Source organism: Geodermatophilus africanus (genome assembly GCF_900107105.1).
Lineage (GTDB): Bacteria > Actinomycetota > Actinomycetes > Mycobacteriales > Geodermatophilaceae > Geodermatophilus > Geodermatophilus africanus.
This window is the reverse complement of sequence record NZ_FNOT01000001.1, coordinates 38,566-54,956: the sequence shown is the minus strand read 5'-3', so window position 1 is coordinate 54,956 and position 16,391 is coordinate 38,566. Positions and strand designations below refer to the sequence as shown.

Below are 16,391 nucleotides of genomic sequence, written 5' to 3'. Positions count from 1 at the left end.
TCCCGACCCCGCCAGGGGGCTGGACCACGGACGCAGTGAGGGACCGTCACCGATGGAGCACCTTGCCCCCACAGTGGGAGCAGTACTCGGATGAGGCAGTTGCTATCTGCCTTCCGCAACTGCAGCAGTGAGGTTCTGCATTGTCCGGGAGATTTGCCGAGCGCGGCACGCCACACACCGAGCAGTACTTCGACGTCACAGTCGAATATTGTTCACCGCAGCCGGGGCAGTAACCGGGTCGTAGCGCACTCGGGGTATATGGACGGTCCGTCCCCGTCGTGCCACAGTGGGGACAGAACCTCGTGAAGCCTGATTTGTGTCCACACTGGTCACAGTATGTATGTCGTACCTCTGCCATGGTGCACTGTAGCCGACAGGGAATTCGGGGCCCGAGGGCCGCGGTCACCCCATTGCTCCATGTCCTGCTGAATTGACCCGGCAGGTCCTCCGGCAGGACGACAGGGGGCTCGACGGCATCTCGGGCCCGGCGACCGGGATGCGACGGTCAGGCCTCTCCGCCCAGCTCCGTGTCGTCGAGGTCGCGCTGCCTACGCCGGTCCTCCTCGATGTCGGCTCGTTCTTCCGCGTCCCCCTCGGCGACGGTGTCAGCAATCCACCCTCGCGCGGCCTGGGGCTCGGTGCGGGAGTCGGGATACTGCGACTGGGTGCTCATGTCGCGGGCCTCTCGGGGTCGGTTGGTGGACGCGGCCGCCGGGATGCGGTGACCCGTCGGGGCGGCACTGTGCGCGGACCGCACCGGCAGGGAGAGGCACGGCGGGTCGTCAGACGGGCTACGCCTGCGGCGGTTCGCAGGCCCAGGAGCCGGCAGGCGTCAGTGCTTCCCGTCCCGTGTCAGCCGCTTCATCTGAGATGTGGCGTCCTGGGAGGTGGTGCCGGCCTTGGTTTTGCGCTCGACACGCTTTTCCTTGATCGACTTGCCGGACTTCTTCGACATCGACTGTCGAGGAGACTTGTCGGCCATTGCCTGCTCCCTGATCGGGACCCTGAGCGGCTCCGTGCCCGGACGCTACGCCACCCATGGGCCTCGTGCGCCTGTCGAGCGCCGCGGCGGGCTCAGCGTCGGTGTTCTCGCGGGAAGGAACGCGGAAGCAAGTTCTCGATGGCTCGGAGCCCTCTCCAGGAGGTCCGCGGAAGGAACGCCGAGGTGGCCGGGAGCCTGTAGAGAGGGGTCGGGGACAGCAGCACCGGGCTCCGAGGCCCGTTTGCCACCTGCGGTCCGCAAGTCCCCGGTGTACAGATGCGGGGCGCCGGTTGTGGGGGTGGACGGCGCGCACCTCCTCGGCCGTGGCACGGGCCGGCTCCAGATCGCCCGCCGCCAGGGACGCCTCGGCGGCGGCCGGCAGCCGTTCGAGGAGGCGGGCGAGCCTCGTCTCCGTCAAGAACGCGAGCCCGGTCCCGGCCGCCGGCCGGCGGGCGCCTCCACCTCGGCGGGGAACGGCGCGGCGTCCGCCCCGGGGACCACGCGGACGTGCTCTTGCTTGGCGGTGCGGGGTGTCGCGCGGATCAGCCGCTGATCCGCTTGTAGACGTCGGGCGGGGCCGCGCCGCCGGTGACGATCGCCGCCGACCACTCGTCGAGCTGCCGGGTGAGCGTGGGCAGCTCGGGGCCGATCGCCTCCAGGACCGGCGCGAGTGCGGCCTCGGTCTGCTGCTCGATGCCGTCGCGCAGTCGCCGGCCCTGTTCGGTGAGCGCCCCGTGGGCGACCAGCCCGCGCCGCACCAGGTCGGCGTCCGCCTCGGCCATCGCCTCCTCCGACCAGCCGCGGGTGCCCGCGTACTCGGTGTGCGCCCAGCCGACCCAGTACTCGGTCATCAGGTTCATCTGCACGCCGGTGAGGTCCGCGGCGACGTTGGCGGCCTGGTGGACGTCGCCCCGGTACTCGCGCAGCATCACCGCGGCGTGCCAGAGCTGGCCGAGGGGGTCGTCCGGCCAGGGCAGCGACACGAGGCCGGCGAAGAGCGGGCGGCCGACCAGGTGCTGCACGGCGACGTCGGTGCCGCGGCGCAGCGCGGCGACCGCGTCCGTCACGTCGGCGTCCGGGAGGAGTGCGCGCAGCGACTCGACCGCCCCCTGTTCCCGTGCGGCCAGCACGTCGGCGCGGGTGGCCGTGCTGCGCGCCTGCTCGTAGAGCCCGGTGACGAGCCCGGGCTCGAAGACACCGAAGGCCGCGACTACCACCGGAGCGGCGGGCTCGCCCATCGGCGCGGCTCGCGCCCAGACGTAGCCGGTGAGGAAGTCCAGCCCCAGGGCGGACAGCCGCTCGTTGAGCTGCCGGCCCCAGATGCTGATGGTCGCGATCGGCTCCGCGGCGTCGCGCAGCCTGCGGCCGGGGGTGTCCGGAACCCCGGCAGCAGGGCGTTCGGCGTCGGGGGGAGCGAGGAAGACCTGCTGCGCCTGGGCGAAGTCCACGCCGGGATGGTGCCCCGTCCGGCCGGGCGCGACCATCCGCTCAGCGCCGCTCGTCGCCCGGGGGAGGACCTGGCGGCCAGCGCAGCCGCACGGATCGTCGACCAGGCGCTGCCGGCGCCGGGCTGCGGCTCGTCGCCGGCCTCAGGCGACGCGGCGCACGCGGTGGACCGACAGGCCGCTGTCATCGAGCAGCTCGGGGATCCGCGCGGCGAAGTCGCGCAGGTGCGGCGCGTCGAGGTGGGCGTCCAGGTGGGTGCCGGACTCCCAGTTCTCGTAGAAGAAGAACCGGTCGGGGTCCTCGGTGCTCTGGTGCAGGTCGTAGTTGACGTACCCCTCCTCCTGGCTGGTGGGCTCGATCAGCGCCTCCAGTGCCGCGTGCAGCTCGTCCCGCTTGCCAGGGGCCGCACGCATGTAGGCGATGACGGTGAGCAGGTCGCGCCGGTCGTCGGTGGGAGTGGGCACGGGTGACCTCCGAGGGAGCCGGCTGCCGCCGGTGGGACGGGAGGCGGTCGACGTTAGGGCCGGGACGCCGACGCCGCAGGTCGGCCGGAGCAGCACCGCTGCTGGGCGGGCGGGCGGACCCCGGGGCTACATTGCGGCCGTGACTGCTGCTGCGAGCGGAGCCGGCGGCGTCCCCGCTCATGACGTGGCCTCCCGGATGGCCGAGGCAGCGGGCGCCTGGTTGGACGGCCTGGACGGCGAGCAGCGACGGATCGCCGTCGGAGCGGCTCCGGGGGACGACCCGTCGGACGACGAGCGCCGGCGCTGGTTCTACACCCCCACCGACCACGGCGGCCTGACCTTCCATGCGCAGCAGCCGGCCCAGCAGCAGGCGGCGATGCGGCTCGTCGCCACGGGGCTGTCCACACCCGGCTACGTCACGGTGGCGACGATCATCGGCCTGGAGAACGTGCTCGACCAGGTCGAGGGCTTCGTCACCCGGTTCGACCGGGAACGCGGCCGCGACCCCGGCCTGTACTACCTGCGCGTCTTCGGCGAGCCGGGCGGCAGCGGGGTGTGGGGATGGCGGTTCGGCGGGCACCACGTCTCGCTGAACAACCTGGTGGTGGACGGCGCGCTCGTGTCGTCGACGCCGTGCTTCCTCGGTGCCGACCCCGCGACGGCGCCGTTGCTCGGCGGTGCGGTCAACCGGCCGCTGGCCCGGGTCGAGGACCTCGCGCGGGACCTGGTCCGCTCGCTGCCACCGGAGCTCGCGGCCCGTGCCGTGCTGCTGCCGAAGGCGCCCTCGGACCTGGTCACCGCCAACCGCACCGTCGTGTCCCCGGGGAACAGGGTCGTCCCGCTCGCCGGCATCTGGCGGGACGAGCGGTTCCCGGACGCCGACGAGCAGGCCAAGCTGCAGGCGCTGAGCGATGCGATCGACGAGGCAGCCGGCTACGAGGACGCCGACCACGCGGCCCTCGAGCACACCGCCGAGCCGCGGGGCGTGCCGGCGTCCGAGCTGGACGCCGAGCAGCGCGGGATGCTGCGGGCACTCCTGGGGACCTACCTCGAGCGCGTGCCGCCCGAGGTGTCCCCGGTGCGTCGCTACGACGACGAGGCCGCGCTCGACGCCGTCCACGTCGCCTGGGCCGGTCCGACGACCCCCGGCGCGCCGCACTACTACCGCGTGCAGGGACCGCGCCTGCTGGTCGAGTGGGACAACACGCAGCGCGGCGCCAACCACGCGCACTCCGTGTGGCGCGATCCCGGCTCCGACTTCGGTCTCGACGTGCTCGCCCGGCACCGCGCCACCCACCACGGCTGACCCGGCCATGGCCGAGGGGGTGTGGCTGGAGGCGGCGCTGAACGGTCCGTGGACCCGGCAGCGGCAGCCCGGGATCCCGGTGACCCGGGCGGAGATCGTCGAGCAGGCGGTCGCCTGCGCGGACGCCGGGGCGGCGATCGTCCACCTGCACGCCTACGACGAGGGCTCCGGCCGTCCGCGCGAGGCGTACGACCTCTACGCACCGGTCTTCGAGGCGATCCGCGGCCGCCGCGACGTCATCTGCTACCCCACCGTGCCGATGGGCGCGCGCCCGTCACAGGGGCCGGTCGAGGCCCGGGCGCGCTACGAGGTGGTGGAGCGGCTGGGCCGGGCCGGCCTGATCGAGTGGAGCGTCGTGGACCCCGGGTCGGTCACGCTGGCGACCTTCGCCGAGTTGCGCGAGGGCGAGGACGGCTTCCTGTACGCCAACTCGGCCTCGGACGTGCGGGCCGGACTGGAGCTGTGCGGCGAGCACGGCCTGGTGCCCAGCTACGCCGTCTACGAGCCGGGCTTCCTGCGCACTGGGGCAGCACTGCGTGCCGCCGTCCCCGGCTCGCCGAGCCCGGTCTACCGGTTCATGTTCTCGACGGCGTTCGCCTTCGGCCTGCCGCCCACCGGGTGGGCGCTGGACAGCTGCCTGCGCCTGCTCGACGACTCGGACCCCGGGGCGGCCTGGATGGTCGCCGGTCTCGGCGTTGAGCTCGACGGGCTCTGGGACGTCGCCGTGGCGCGCGGCGGCCACCTGCGGGTCGGGCTGGAGGATGCACCTCTCGGCTGCGCCTCGTCGAACGCGGAGATGGTCGCCGAGGCCGCCCGCGCCGTGCAGCAGGCGGGCCGGCCGCTCGCCACCGCCGCGCAGATCCGCCGAGCCACGGTCGGCAGCGATCTGCTGCCGCCGGCGCGGACCCGTCGGTGAGCCGGGCGGTCCGCGCGGCGTCCCGGGGCCCGGGACCCGCTCCGCGGCCGGGGTCGGTCGTTCGACTGCCGGCCGTCAGCCGTGAGCGCGGCGACGTCCGGGGCGCCGCGCGGCCTGACGAGAGGGGCGCACCGAGGATGACGACCATCGCCACCGCGCAGTCGGAGGCCGCGGCATGAGCAGGGGGCACGCGCAGCAGTGGACGGTGGTCGAGGCGATCGAGCGCCCGCCGGCTGAGGTGGTCGCGGCCCTGGCGGGGTTCGCCACCACCCAGATCGCCGACTGCGGCGGGCCGGTGGGCGTGGTCGGGCCCGGGATCGGCCGGATCGCCGGGGGAGCGGAGTTCTGCGGGCCCGCGGTCACGGTCTGGACCAAGCCAGGGGACATCCTCTTCGTGCTCAAGATGCCCGACGTGACCCGGCCCGGGGACGTCGTCGCCGTCGACGGTGGTGGCAGGGCGGACGCCGCCGTCCTCGGCGACATCATCTCGGGAGCCCTCGTCAGGGGAGGCGTCGTCGGCGTCGTCGTGGACGGGGCGGTGCGCGACGTCGAGGGGATCGACGAGGTCGGCCTCCCGACGTTCGCCCGCGGTACGCATCCCGCGACCGGGTCCAACGAGGGGCCGGGGGCCATCAACGTGCCGGTGCAGGTCGGTGGGGTCGTGGTGCACCCCGGTGACGTGGTCCGCGGGGACGCCAGCGGCGTCGTGGTCGTCCCGCGGGAACACCTCGACACCGTGATCGCCATGGCCCGCACGGTCGAGCAGCGGGAGGTCGCATGGCGGCAGGCCGTGGCGGACGGCGTGAGCATCGCGGCGGCGACCGGGGCGGACGCCGTCATCGCCGAGCGGCGCAACGCAGCTGCGACGCACCTCCCGTGAGGACGCACCGCGACCACCCTCACCGTCGACCACCGGTCCGCCCCGTCTGAGGCGAGGCCGCGGACCGATCGCGGCGCTGCTCGAGGAGTGAGCCGGGGCCGGAGCCGGGCGGCAAGGCGCTGCTGCCCAGCGCGACAGCCGGGAGTGGGCGTGAGCGCGGAGACGACGCCGAACCGTTCTCGCTGCCCATGCAGAGGATCCCGCACTCCGGGTCGCGACCGTCGTCGAGTGATCGCCCGCCGGTCTCCCGCGAGCACCGTGAGCCGGTGTCACCGGCCACCGATGACCCGAACCGATCGGGAGCCGACCGGAGGAGTCACGTGTCCACCGCCATCGTGGACGGAGACGTCGCCTTCGCGGCGTCCCCCGTCGCCCCCTTGGCGCTCGCCGACCGCTGCGACGCACCCGCCGTCGTCGGCGGCTCGAACGGCAGGACCGGCCGTGGCGCCTGCGGCGGGCAGGGCTTCGTCCGCGCCGCGCTGCCCAGCGGCAACGACCTGGTCTTCTGCGCCCACCACGGCCGGGAGCACGAGGCGGCCCTCGCCGCTGCCGGTGTGACCGTCCGCGACGGGAGCGGCACCATCACCACCTAGCCCGGTGTTCCCGGCCGACGCTGACGCGTTCACGACCCAGGGGACGACCGCCTGGCTTGAGGTGGCCGGCGGATCGACCGGCTCCGGGGCCCGACCACCGCACCACCCGGCCGGGGCGGGACGGTGGGGAAGCCGGGTCGTGCCCCGGGCGTGGCCCCGGTTCGCGCCGCGGCCCATGGTCTCGGCCGGTCATCCCGCCCGGGACACGGCTGCCGACACCCGGCAACCAACCTCTACGCGGTGCGCGGGGTCAGCCGACCACCTCGCCGGCGTGGCCCGCTCCGATCGACCCTCCCCGACGCCGGCGTCGGTCACGGTTCGGGGGGTAGCGGCGTCGCGGGCCAGTCGAGGAGCCGTGCGCCCAGCACGGCCGCGTGCAGCGAGAACCGCTGGTCGGGCCGGGAGACGCGGTATCCGGTCAGTTGGGCGACGCGGGCGAGGCGGTAGGTGACCGTGCGGACCGAGACGTGCAGGCGGCGGGCGGCCTCGGTCGCGACCTCTCCGGCGTCGAAGTAGTCCCGCAGGGTCTCCAGCAGCACCTCCGCGCCGCCGCGCACCTGGCTCAGGGGTGTGAGCACGTCGCGGACCAGGTCGACGATCGCCGCCTGGTCGCGGCCCAGCACCCGGTAGACGAGCAGGTCGCGAGCGTGGACGACGTCGGTGTCGAGGCCGAGCCGGTCGGCGAAGGTCAGGGCCTCGAGGGCCTCCTCGTAGGAGCGGGCGACGCCGTAGGCGCCCGGGAAGGCGCGTCCGGCCGCCACGAGCCAGCGGCCGGCGAGCTTCCGCCGGCGCAGTTCCTGCTGGACCACCGTGCCCACGTCGACGCCGTCCGGGAGGGCGAAGGCCGGGGCGGATCCACCCGGGACGACGACGACCACGCGGCCGTCCTTCGAGGCCACCAGCACCTCCCGGTCCCCGAAGCGCTCGACCACCGCACGCTCCAGCGGGATCGCCGCACGATCGGCCGCGCCCTCGCCGTCGCGCGGTGCGACCAGCGCGACGTGGTGGGCCTTGCCCAGGTCGATGCCGAACGGCTCGGCGCGCTCCACCAGTCGGGAGACGTCGGCGTCACCGCGCAGCAGGTCGTCGACGAACGCGGCCCGCTGCGCCTCCTCGTGGCGGATCATCTCCCGCCGTTCGGTCTGGTGGCCGTCGACCAGCACGCCGATGGCGTCGTCGAGCACCCGCAGCACCGCCTCGGCGGCGCGGCGCACCTTCTCCGGATCGGACGAGCGGACGACCACGGGCAGCTGCCGCCACAACCGCCACGCGGCGGACAGGTAGAGGTCCACTGCGCGGCGGGCGCCGACCCCCTGCGCGGCCGCGTGCCGTCCGAGCTCGCGGACGGCGTCGAGTTCCCACGCGTCCGGGCGGCGGCCGTTGATCGCGGCGTCGGCCAGCAGCGGCAGGTATCCGCCGAGCAGGTCCGCCGGCGCCTGGCAGGCGGCCGCCGCCGAGGCCGCGACCGAGGCCAGCCAGTCGTCCGAGGCCGTCGGTGTCCCCGGTCGGCCGGATCGCGGGCCGGGCTGACCGCGGGTCATGTCCCCTCCTCACGTCGTTGCCGACGATCGGCAAGGACAGCTTGCCTCATCCGGCCGACGGAGCCTCTGGTGCCGAGCCGCCGCCCCGCGGCAAGGTCGGGGGACAGTGCGGGAGGTGGGCAGTGCTCAGCGCTCAGAAGCAGCGGGTATGGGACGACGTCCAGCGGTTCTGGACGGAGGAGGTCGAGGAGCCGTCGCGGGTCGCGCCACCCGCACGGAGCTGCACCGGACGGGCGCCGCGCGACCGGGCGGTGCTGCAGGTCGCGGTGGTCATCGGCGTCCGGATCACCGTCGTGCTGCTCCTCCTCGGTGCGCTGGTGCCCGGCCTGGCCGTCGGCCTCGCTACCGCGTTCGGATGGGCGCTGGGACGCAGCTGGCCGCACCTGGGTGGGGGAGGTGCACGGGACACCTCGCCGTACGGCGGTGAGGACCGGACCGGGCGCCGGCGTGCCGACGAACCCGGGAACCGACCCCTCGGGGCACGTGGAACACCGACTGACCGATGGCGGTGACCAACGAGGTCGTGGTCGGACTGGACGGTTCGGCCGGCGCGCGCACCGCCCTGGCCTGGGCTCTCGAGGAGGTTCGGTCAGCCAGCAGTGTGCCCAGTACGCCCGGGGGCCGGTGGTCTTCGTGCGCGACGACGACGCCACGCACGGCGCCGTGCTGTGGCAGGGCGCCGCCAGCCGGGTGGTGGTCGGGGTCGATGGCTCGGCCGGCTCGGTCGCGGCCCTGCGCTTCGCCGCGGCGGAGGCCCGGCTGCGCGGCGGCGAGCTGCACGTGGTGCACGCCTGGTTGGACACGGTGTCCGGCTACGGCGGTGCTCCGTGGGCGCGGTCGGCCACCACGCTGCGGGAACAGGCCGACGACACCCTCCGGGAGAGCGTGCAGAACGCGTGGCGCGACGGGCTCCCCGGCGTCCAGGTCCGGGCGGAGACCGTCGAGGGCGTCGACCGGGACGTCCTGACCGAGGTGGCCGACGCGGCCGACCTGCTCGTGGTCGGGTCGCGCGGACGCACCGGCTGGTCGAGCCTCCTCCTGGGGTCGGTCGGCCTGCGCTGCACCACCTACGCCCCGTGCCCCGTGGCGGTGGTCCGGCCGGCCCGGGCCGGGGAGCGAACCGTCGAGTCCCGCGCTCCTGACACGGGTCGGCGCGGCCGCGTCGGTCGCCCCCGCCGATCACGGCGGCGGATCGCGGCGGTCCACCCGTTCCCGTGTGGGGGCTGACCTGGACCCTCATCGGGCCGCGCCCCCCGTGCCGCTCCGGCCGCGGCTTGCCCCCCGAGTCGCAGCGTGACCGGCCCGCACGGTGCCGGCGGAACGGGAAGACGGCGACGGCCGCGGGAGCGTCATGTGCTGTCTGTGGCACGAGCGGGCGGTGCCGCCATTCCCGCAGCGCACGAGGTCCGACGATCAGAGCTGGAGGATCGCAGCAGCCATCAGGTAGGCCGCCGACGCACCGTCCGGGTCGTGCAGGTCTCCAGGACTTCCCGACGTCGCCCGGGCACGCGCGCGTATCGCGGCGCCGGGATCCGCAGCGACGAGATCGACGCACAGCCCGGCGACGACGGCTGCAGCGTCGTGGTCGTCCAGGCCGTCCAGGGCGAGGCCGTTGTGGAGCAGGGTGGCCACCTCGAGGAACACCTCACGAGCCATCTCGAGATCCACCTCGGGACGTGCCTGGGCGACTGCCTCGGCGGTGGCCAGGAACCGATCGAACGGTGGACCCACGGTGCTGGGCGGCATGCCGAGAGCCTCGCAGCGCGCTCCGTCCCCGCACAGCTCATATCGCACCTCTCCGTCCGGGCGGGGCGGACCGACCGGGGGTGGCCTCCACGGTCTCGGCTACCGCTGGACCGTGCCCGAGCGAGGGAACTGCCCCGGCCGAACGGCGGGCAGCGGCCGGAACCCCACGGTGAGCCGTGGGGTCCACCTCGGTGTCCCGGGGGCGACCCGCTGTGTGGGGGACGGCTCACTCCGCGAGCCGTCCCTCGGCGGCGAGGGAGGTCAGCGGTAGACGTCGGCGCGGTGCGAGGGACGGACGACGCGGACGAGCACTTCCTCGTCGTGGAGGGAGTGGACGACGCGGTACTGACCCCGCCGGGCTGACCGGTACTCCTCGACTGCTGCGTGCTGCTGGCCGCTCAGGATGCAACCGCCCGGTCCCCGCCTTCGACGAGCGGCCTCTGGGCGGCCGAGGAGTTCGGACTGGTCGCGCTGCGCTCGTGATTGCGAGCGGTCCGAGGTGTCCATCAGACTGTGTCCGAGGGGCCTTGATCATCGCCCACGGTGGGCAGGCGAGACCGGGGCTGAGGCCGGCGGCGTCACCAGCCTCTCCTGCGGCGAGCTCCGGGGACTTCAGGGGGATTGGGTAGGAGATCCGGGAGGAACGGCCCTGACCGGAGGCCCACCTGCCCGGGCATCGACAGCCGGGGCGCGATCCCCGGGCTCGGGCCTGTCTGGACACCCGCGGATCCCTGCAGGGGCGACCTCAGTCGTGAGGCGCGCGGGCATGCCGTCGCCGCACCAGCCACCACGCAGATGCGTAGCCGACCGCGGCCATGCCTGCGGCCGGCGCCCACAGCCAGCCTGAGGTCACCGCACCGATGCAGTCACCCATGACCGTGCGCCGCTCGTTCGCAGCGGCGCGCGACAGGGCGTCCGTCGCGGTCGTTACACCGGCATCTCCTCTGGAGACGGCCAGCTCGGCGCCGCGCCGCAGGGATCCATCGCCCTGGAGCGCGCCGGCCGCTACCGCCGCGCTGGCGTGGCACGTACGCCCGGCGTCGGTCGTCGCGGCCAGGACGGCCTGCAGGAGGGGTGCGATGACGAGTGTGGCCGCGAGCGCGGCTACTGCCGAGAAAGCCGCGAGCTCGCCCCGGAGCCCCGGTGCGAGGCCCCCGCCCGCAGGCAGGCGGAAGAACGCCGCCAGCACCGCGAGCAGTGCGATCCCGGCCGTTGCGCCCAGCCAGTCCCACGCGCCCTCGCCGCTGAAGCTGAGCGCTACGACCGCAGCCAGGGCCGTGCCCAGGAGCGCCGCCCGGTCCACGTCTCGGCGGACCTGAGGGAGGTCCGCACCGCCGGAGGTGCCCGAGGTCTGCTTCCGAGCGTTCACCGGACGACACCACGAGCGACTTCGGCGAGCGGGCGCGAGGACCGAGGCCCGGAGTCCGGGCGACTCGCCGTCCGTCCCCCGGTCGGCAGGACGGTGACCATGGCCTCCCACCTCCGTCCAGTCGTGGTACTCGCGGTCACGGCTCGCGGGGCCGGCAGCGGTCGCGGCCGGGTACTCCGCCGGGATCGCGGTCCACCCGTCTACCAGGACATCCCAGCGGAGCCGGGTCCGGACGGGAAGCAGATGCGCGATTGCTGCCACCGGCGCCAGGCCTCGTGCCGCCAGACCGTCAGGCGCGGTCCGCTCCGCGAAGCCGCTACCGGCGGACACCACCGGGCGAGGGCTCGCCGTCGGCGGCGCCCGCCGGTCGGTGACCCGTTGTCGGGGAGGGCGGGCCGCGCGTACGGTCCGGACCTCGCCGGGCCCGGCGGCACGGCATCGCCCGTTCGCGGACCTGCCGGTCGTCGCCGCGGAGCGTCGGGTCCCTTCTTCGACGGGGGTGCCGGGCATGCAGATCGCGATGGTCGCACCGGGCCGGGCCGGGGTCGCCGAGGAACGGCAGGGCACCGGCGGCGCCTCGCCGTGAACGCGGTGACCGGCTCCGGCCCCGCCGCCGAGTCGGCGGTGGGAGGAGCTGCGCGGGCCGTGGCCTGGCTGCGGCGACGCGACCCTTCGCTGGCCGCCGTCCGGCGGGCCGGCCGGGTGACCGTGGCCGCCTGCGTCGCGTTCTACACCTGCCGGTACCTGGTCGACGATCCGATCACCGCCGTCTACGCCTTGTTCGCGGCAGTCGCACTGGGCGGCCTCTCCGACGTCACGGGACAGCCGGCCGAGCGGACCCGGACCTACGCCGGGAGCCTCGTGGTCGCCGGTGTGCTGGTGACCCTCGGCACGCTGCTCGCGATGAGCACCTGGACGGCGGTCCTGGGCATGCTGGCCGTGGGGCTGGTGGTCGCCTACGCCGGCGTCGGCGGGCCGCGCGTGGCCGGCGTCGTGAACGGGTTGCAGCTGTTCTACGTGCTGCCGTGCTTCCCGCCGTACGCGCCCGACACCCTGGACCAGCGGCTGCTCGGGGTCGGACTGGGCATCACGCTCCTCGCCGTCGCCGACCGGGTGCTGTGGCCGGCCCCGGCGCCGGCGGACCCGGCGGTCCGCGTGGCCGACGCCGCCGGGCGGGTGGCGGCCTACGCGCAGGTGCTGGGCCGCGAGCTGGGCGGCGGCGGGGACGGGGGATCCGCTGCGCTGCGGGCCGCCGCCGCGGACGCCGCGGAGAGCTTGCGGTTGAGCACGGTGCCGATCGCCGAGCGGCCGCTCGGGCCCGGCGTCCGGGACCGGTGCCTGATCCGGGCCGCGGCGGCGGTCCGGGTGATCACGGGCCGCCTGGGCGCGCTCGCCGACGCAGGGCCCGCCGGTGGGCAGCACACGTCCGCCGCGACGGCGCAGCTGCTGGACGCCGTGGGAGGCGCCCTGGCCGAGTCGCGGGAGGCCCTGCTCGGATCCGGGCCCCCGCCGTCGACCGACCGGATCGTGGCCGCGCTCGCCGCCCATCGCGAGCGACGCAGGGACCAGCTGCTGGACGGCGCCGAGCCGTCGACCCTGCGGGCCGGCGTCAGCGCCGTCGCCGTCGCGGAGGCCGCCCGCAGCCTGGTGCTGACCGTCCGCGGCGCCGTCGGTGCACCCGCCCCGGCGGACGTCCCGGAGGAGCTCTGGTTCCTCACTGCCTCCACCGGCCGGCTGTGGTGGCAGCGGCTGTGCACGCACCTGACGCCGCGGTCGGTGTACCTGCAGAACGCCGTGCGGCTGGCGCTCGGCCTCGCCGTGGCCCGCAGCGTCGTCGGGGTCCTCGACCTCTCCCACGGCTTCTGGGTGCTGCTGGCCACGCTGAGCCTCATGCGGACCAGCGCGGTCGCCGGTCGCTCGGTGCTCGTCCGGGCCGTCGCCGGCACCGCCGTCGGCGCACTCGTCAGCGGGGCGGTGCTCTTCCTCGTCGGGGGGGACGTCGTGATCTATGCCTGGGCGTTGCCGGCGCTGATGGTGGTGGGCCTGGCGGCGGGACCCCTCTTCGGGGTGGCGGCGGGGCAGGCCGGGTTCACCGTCGTCGTCGCCCTGCTGTTCGCCCAGGTCGGTCCGACGGACTGGCGCCTCGCCGAGGTCCGCCTCGAGGACGTCTTCGTCGGCGGCCTCGTCGGCATCCTCATCGGCGCCGCGGTGTGGCCGCGCGGCGGCAACGGGGAGCTGACCCGGGCGGCGGGGGAGAGCCTGCGGGCGGGTGCGGCGGAGGTGGTGGCGGTCGTCGACCAGCTGACCGGGGCGGGACCGGCGCACCGGACCCCGCTCGGCCGACTGGCCGCACTGCTCGACCAGACCTACGCGCAGTACCGGTCGGAACCGACCCGGCCGGGCCCGCGGGTGGACTGGCTGGCCGTGCTGGGTGTGGTGCACCGCATCGACGACTACTCCCGGACCCTACGGTCCCGCTACCCCGCCGCCGCGCCGCCGCCCTGGCCACGCCTGGCCGCGCAGCTGCGGACCGCGGCCGCGGACGTCGCCGCCGGCTACCGCGAGGCCGCAGCCGCCGTCGGGGTCGGCCGGGTGCCCACCGCTCGTCCGGTGGTACGGGTGGACCCGGTGCCCCGCGACGCGCTCGCCGCAGCCCCGGACGACGCGCTGCGGATGCTCGACACCTGGGGTTGGTTGCTGACGATGGCTGATGACCTGGCCGGTGTCGGCCGGGCTCTCAGCCTGCCCCCGCCGGCCAGGAGGCACCCGCCACGGGCGCCACGCCGGCCGCATGCCGTCCGGATCCTCGGCCGGCCCCCGGCGGCCGGCTCGCCGCGCTGACGGTGCGGCCCCTCACGACTCGGGTGGGATGAACTGTCCGACCCGGCGACCTGGATCAACGACGCGCAGGAGGAGGTGGAGCCTGACCCGGTCTCGCGGACATCTGTTCTGAGGCGAGGATCGCCCCGGGGAGGAGTCCTGGATGCCTGCAGCCAAGCCGCCGGAGTTCCGCCGTAGGGCGGTAGGGCCGGCCCGCCGGCGAGAGAGGTCGATCGCCGATATCGCCCACGACATGGGTATCGCGGAGTCGTAGGCATGAGGAGGCGCGCCCTAACCGTGCAGGAGGTCGTCAGGGCTTGGCGCACACCTCGCGTCAGTTGCCCTCGTTCGAAGCGTGCATCACACGCTCCAATCGACGTAGTTCGCGACATGGGTGGCTGAGCCGCCGGACATGCGCTGGACGTGAGCGCATGGAGCGTCGAGAGTGCGACCTTCGCCTTTCTGCCGACGAAGCGGCCTCTCACCACGATATAGTCACCGCGTCCAAGAATTGGTCGGTCTCAAGGCTCACGACACCGGGACCACCCCCGGTACTGCGTGAATGGCGTCCACTCGTCGGCGGCCCGGAACCAGGGCCTCGGACCCTCCGTCAACATCGCGCGACGGCAGAGATGCCTACCGATGAGGTCGAAGGCTCAACTTGCTGTGATGTAGGTCACAGCCTACGTTCAGGTCGCCCGCGTTCGCGGGACGGTCTGGCAGCACACGCCGAATCCTGCCGCTGGCCGGGCCGACCTTCACTCATTCGAGGGCAGGAACGGGAGATCGCAGGACCTTCGGGCCGCATTAAACGGCCCTCGGGGTGAAGCCGTGACCGCCGCGGCAGGGCAGTCCTCCCGCCCGAACCCGACAGCTCATCCCGCAGGCGTGCTTGGGGGATCCCATGCACCAGCGCATCTTCGGCACGCGTTGTCTCGTTCGTGCGCTCCGGCCCACCCGTCTGGGCATCGTGGTGATCGTGGCGCTCGTCGCCCTCGTGGTACCGGCCCCGGCGATGGCAGCCGCCGATGCCTCGTCCAGTGCAGCAGCAGACCTGTGTGCGAAGGTCGCTTCGCGGGCCGGCTTCAGCGGCGATCGGCTCGTCACCGCGGTCGCGGTGGGCATGGGCGAGTCGTCCTGCCGTCCGGACGCGTACCTCTCCAACGGCCCGACGAAGGGCTGTCCGAACGGCTCGACCGACCGTGGTCTGTGGCAGATCAACAGCTGCTGGCACCCCTCGGTCTCCAAGAGCTGTGCCTACGACGCCCAGTGCAACGCCAACGCCGCGTATCGGATCTCCTCCGGTGGCGCCAACTGGAAACCGTGGGTGGCCTACACCAACGGCCGGTACGAGAACTACCTGGACGAGGCTCGCGCCGCGGTCGGCCGACTCGGCTGATCTGACGGACGGGGCTCCCGAGCGAATCAGTACTGCAACCGCTCTTCGCATGTGAGTGCTGGCGGTCTCGCAGCTTCCAGCGTGTTACGGCGCTGCTGGCCCCGCATCCCCCGGCCCGTTATCTCGTTTTCAGGGGCGTGTTGCATCCCGGATCATGCGATCAGGTCGTACCGGAGGCAAGCGCCGTTGCAGTACCAAGGCGTGTTTCGCTGAGCCAGCCGGTCGTTGGCTCGCGGGCGTGCAAAATGACGAGATCATCGGAGGCACGTCACCATGTCCGCATTAAAGCGCTGGACCGTGCCTGCCATCGGCGCACTGCTGCTGGCGCTGATCGCCCCGCCCGCGCAGGCGGTGGCAGCACCGCAGCCGTGTGCAGCCGGCCACGTCCGGCTCACCTTCGACGATGGGCCGCACAGAACCGCCACACCGGACATCCTGGACACGCTGGCGAACCGGGGAGTGGAGGCGACATTCTTCGTCACCGGTGAGATGACCGCTGCCCTACCCGACGTCGTGCGTCGCGTCAGCGCGGAGGGACACAGGATCGGGAATCACACGTGGAGCCACCCGGAGCTCACCACGCTCGACCGGGCGCAGATGACAGCCCAGCTGCGGCGCACCAACGAGGTCATCGAGCAGGTTACGGGGAACACTCCCAGCGAGTGGCGCCCGCCGTACGGGGCCACCAACGGCCTTGTGGAGGCGGCGGCCCAGGACGTCGGCCTGAAGTCGATGGTGCTGTGGACAGTCGACCCCCGCGACTGGGCGGATCTGCCGGCGACGACGATCCGGGATCGGGTGTTACAGGGCGTGCGGCCGGGGAGCATCGTGCTCCTGCACGATGGCACGGGGCAGAACACCCCCGCAGCGCTGCCCATGATCTTGGACGGGCTGGCCGCGGCGGGCTACTGCACGCAGTGAGGTCAGGA

The 16,391-nt window shown here is 74.0% G+C and carries 16 protein-coding genes and 1 riboswitch; of the genes, 9 read left to right on the top strand and 7 right to left on the bottom strand.

All coding sequences use genetic code 11. From position 1 onward, the window contains the following. Positions 1-505: 505 nt before the first annotated feature. The 4 genes from BLW63_RS26535 to BLW63_RS00235 form a co-directional block, all read right to left on the bottom strand. The gene (locus tag BLW63_RS26535; protein ID WP_170856564.1) at positions 506-673 is read right to left on the bottom strand and encodes a hypothetical protein; all 168 of its coding nucleotides are present in this window, start codon (positions 671-673) and stop codon (positions 506-508) included. 159 nt (positions 674-832) lie between these two features. Continuing rightward, complete coding sequence (locus tag BLW63_RS26530; protein ID WP_170856563.1) at positions 833-982, bottom strand: hypothetical protein; 150 nt, start codon at positions 980-982, stop codon at positions 833-835. A gap of 542 nt (positions 983-1,524) precedes the next feature. Next, a complete protein-coding gene (locus BLW63_RS00240) occupies positions 1,525-2,430 on the bottom strand; it encodes an SCO6745 family protein (protein WP_139263438.1) in 906 nt (301 codons plus the stop codon). Between the two features lie 141 nt (positions 2,431-2,571). Beyond that, positions 2,572-2,892 carry a putative quinol monooxygenase gene (locus BLW63_RS00235; protein WP_091150262.1) on the bottom strand — a complete coding sequence of 107 codons (321 nt, stop codon included), beginning with the start codon at positions 2,890-2,892 and terminating at the stop codon, positions 2,572-2,574. A 139-nt stretch (positions 2,893-3,031) separates the two neighbouring features. Here BLW63_RS00235 and BLW63_RS00230 point away from each other — a divergent pair, with 139 nt between their 5' ends. The 4 genes from BLW63_RS00230 to BLW63_RS00215 all read left to right on the top strand — a co-directional run bounded on the left by BLW63_RS00230 (position 3,032) and on the right by BLW63_RS00215 (position 6,587). Continuing rightward, the gene (locus tag BLW63_RS00230; protein ID WP_211516941.1) at positions 3,032-4,198 is read left to right on the top strand and encodes a DUF3500 domain-containing protein; all 1,167 of its coding nucleotides are present in this window, start codon (positions 3,032-3,034) and stop codon (positions 4,196-4,198) included. A gap of 7 nt (positions 4,199-4,205) precedes the next feature. Beyond that, on the top strand, positions 4,206-5,114 hold the full coding sequence (locus BLW63_RS00225) for a beta-keto acid cleavage family enzyme (protein ID WP_091150260.1): 909 nt from the start codon (positions 4,206-4,208) through the stop codon (positions 5,112-5,114). A gap of 175 nt (positions 5,115-5,289) precedes the next feature. Next, positions 5,290-5,994 (top strand): RraA family protein, encoded by a 705-nt coding sequence (locus tag BLW63_RS00220; RefSeq protein ID WP_091150258.1) that lies wholly within the window; start codon positions 5,290-5,292, stop codon positions 5,992-5,994. 320 nt (positions 5,995-6,314) lie between these two features. Further along, positions 6,315-6,587, top strand: a complete 273-nt coding sequence (locus tag BLW63_RS00215; RefSeq protein ID WP_091150256.1) for a DUF7455 domain-containing protein — start codon at positions 6,315-6,317, stop codon at positions 6,585-6,587. Between the two features lie 311 nt (positions 6,588-6,898). Here the strand turns inward: BLW63_RS00215 and BLW63_RS00210 are convergent, their stop codons facing one another. Beyond that, on the bottom strand, positions 6,899-8,128 hold the full coding sequence (locus BLW63_RS00210) for a PucR family transcriptional regulator (protein WP_091150254.1): 1,230 nt from the start codon (positions 8,126-8,128) through the stop codon (positions 6,899-6,901). Between the two features lie 122 nt (positions 8,129-8,250). Here BLW63_RS00210 and BLW63_RS26525 point away from each other — a divergent pair, with 122 nt between their 5' ends. Next, positions 8,251-8,640, top strand: a complete 390-nt coding sequence (locus BLW63_RS26525; RefSeq protein WP_170856562.1) for a hypothetical protein — start codon at positions 8,251-8,253, stop codon at positions 8,638-8,640. 121 nt (positions 8,641-8,761) lie between these two features. Then, a complete protein-coding gene (locus BLW63_RS26520) occupies positions 8,762-9,355 on the top strand; it encodes a universal stress protein (RefSeq protein WP_170856561.1) in 594 nt (197 codons plus the stop codon). A 186-nt stretch (positions 9,356-9,541) separates the two neighbouring features. Here BLW63_RS26520 and BLW63_RS00200 read toward each other — a convergent pair whose 3' ends face one another. Continuing rightward, entirely contained in the window at positions 9,542-9,874 is a 333-nt protein-coding gene (locus BLW63_RS00200) for a hypothetical protein (protein ID WP_139263437.1), read from the bottom strand. 745 nt (positions 9,875-10,619) lie between these two features. After that, the gene (locus tag BLW63_RS00190; RefSeq protein ID WP_091150250.1) at positions 10,620-11,243 is read right to left on the bottom strand and encodes a hypothetical protein; all 624 of its coding nucleotides are present in this window, start codon (positions 11,241-11,243) and stop codon (positions 10,620-10,622) included. Between the two features lie 645 nt (positions 11,244-11,888). Between BLW63_RS00190 and BLW63_RS00185 the strand changes: the two genes are divergently transcribed. From BLW63_RS00185 to BLW63_RS00175, 3 genes are all read left to right on the top strand, one after another. Further along, positions 11,889-14,084, top strand: coding sequence for an FUSC family protein (locus BLW63_RS00185; RefSeq protein ID WP_139263436.1), 2,196 nt, complete (start codon positions 11,889-11,891; stop codon positions 14,082-14,084). A gap of 696 nt (positions 14,085-14,780) precedes the next feature. After that, positions 14,781-14,967: riboswitch (cyclic di-AMP (ydaO/yuaA leader) on the top strand. Further along, positions 14,968-15,462: a transglycosylase SLT domain-containing protein gene (locus BLW63_RS00180; RefSeq protein ID WP_139263435.1), complete on the top strand. Its 495-nt coding sequence runs from the start codon at positions 14,968-14,970 to the stop codon at positions 15,460-15,462. A gap of 273 nt (positions 15,463-15,735) precedes the next feature. Beyond that, on the top strand, positions 15,736-16,383 hold the full coding sequence (locus BLW63_RS00175; RefSeq protein WP_091150244.1) for a polysaccharide deacetylase family protein: 648 nt from the start codon (positions 15,736-15,738) through the stop codon (positions 16,381-16,383). Positions 16,384-16,391: the final 8 nt, after the last annotated feature.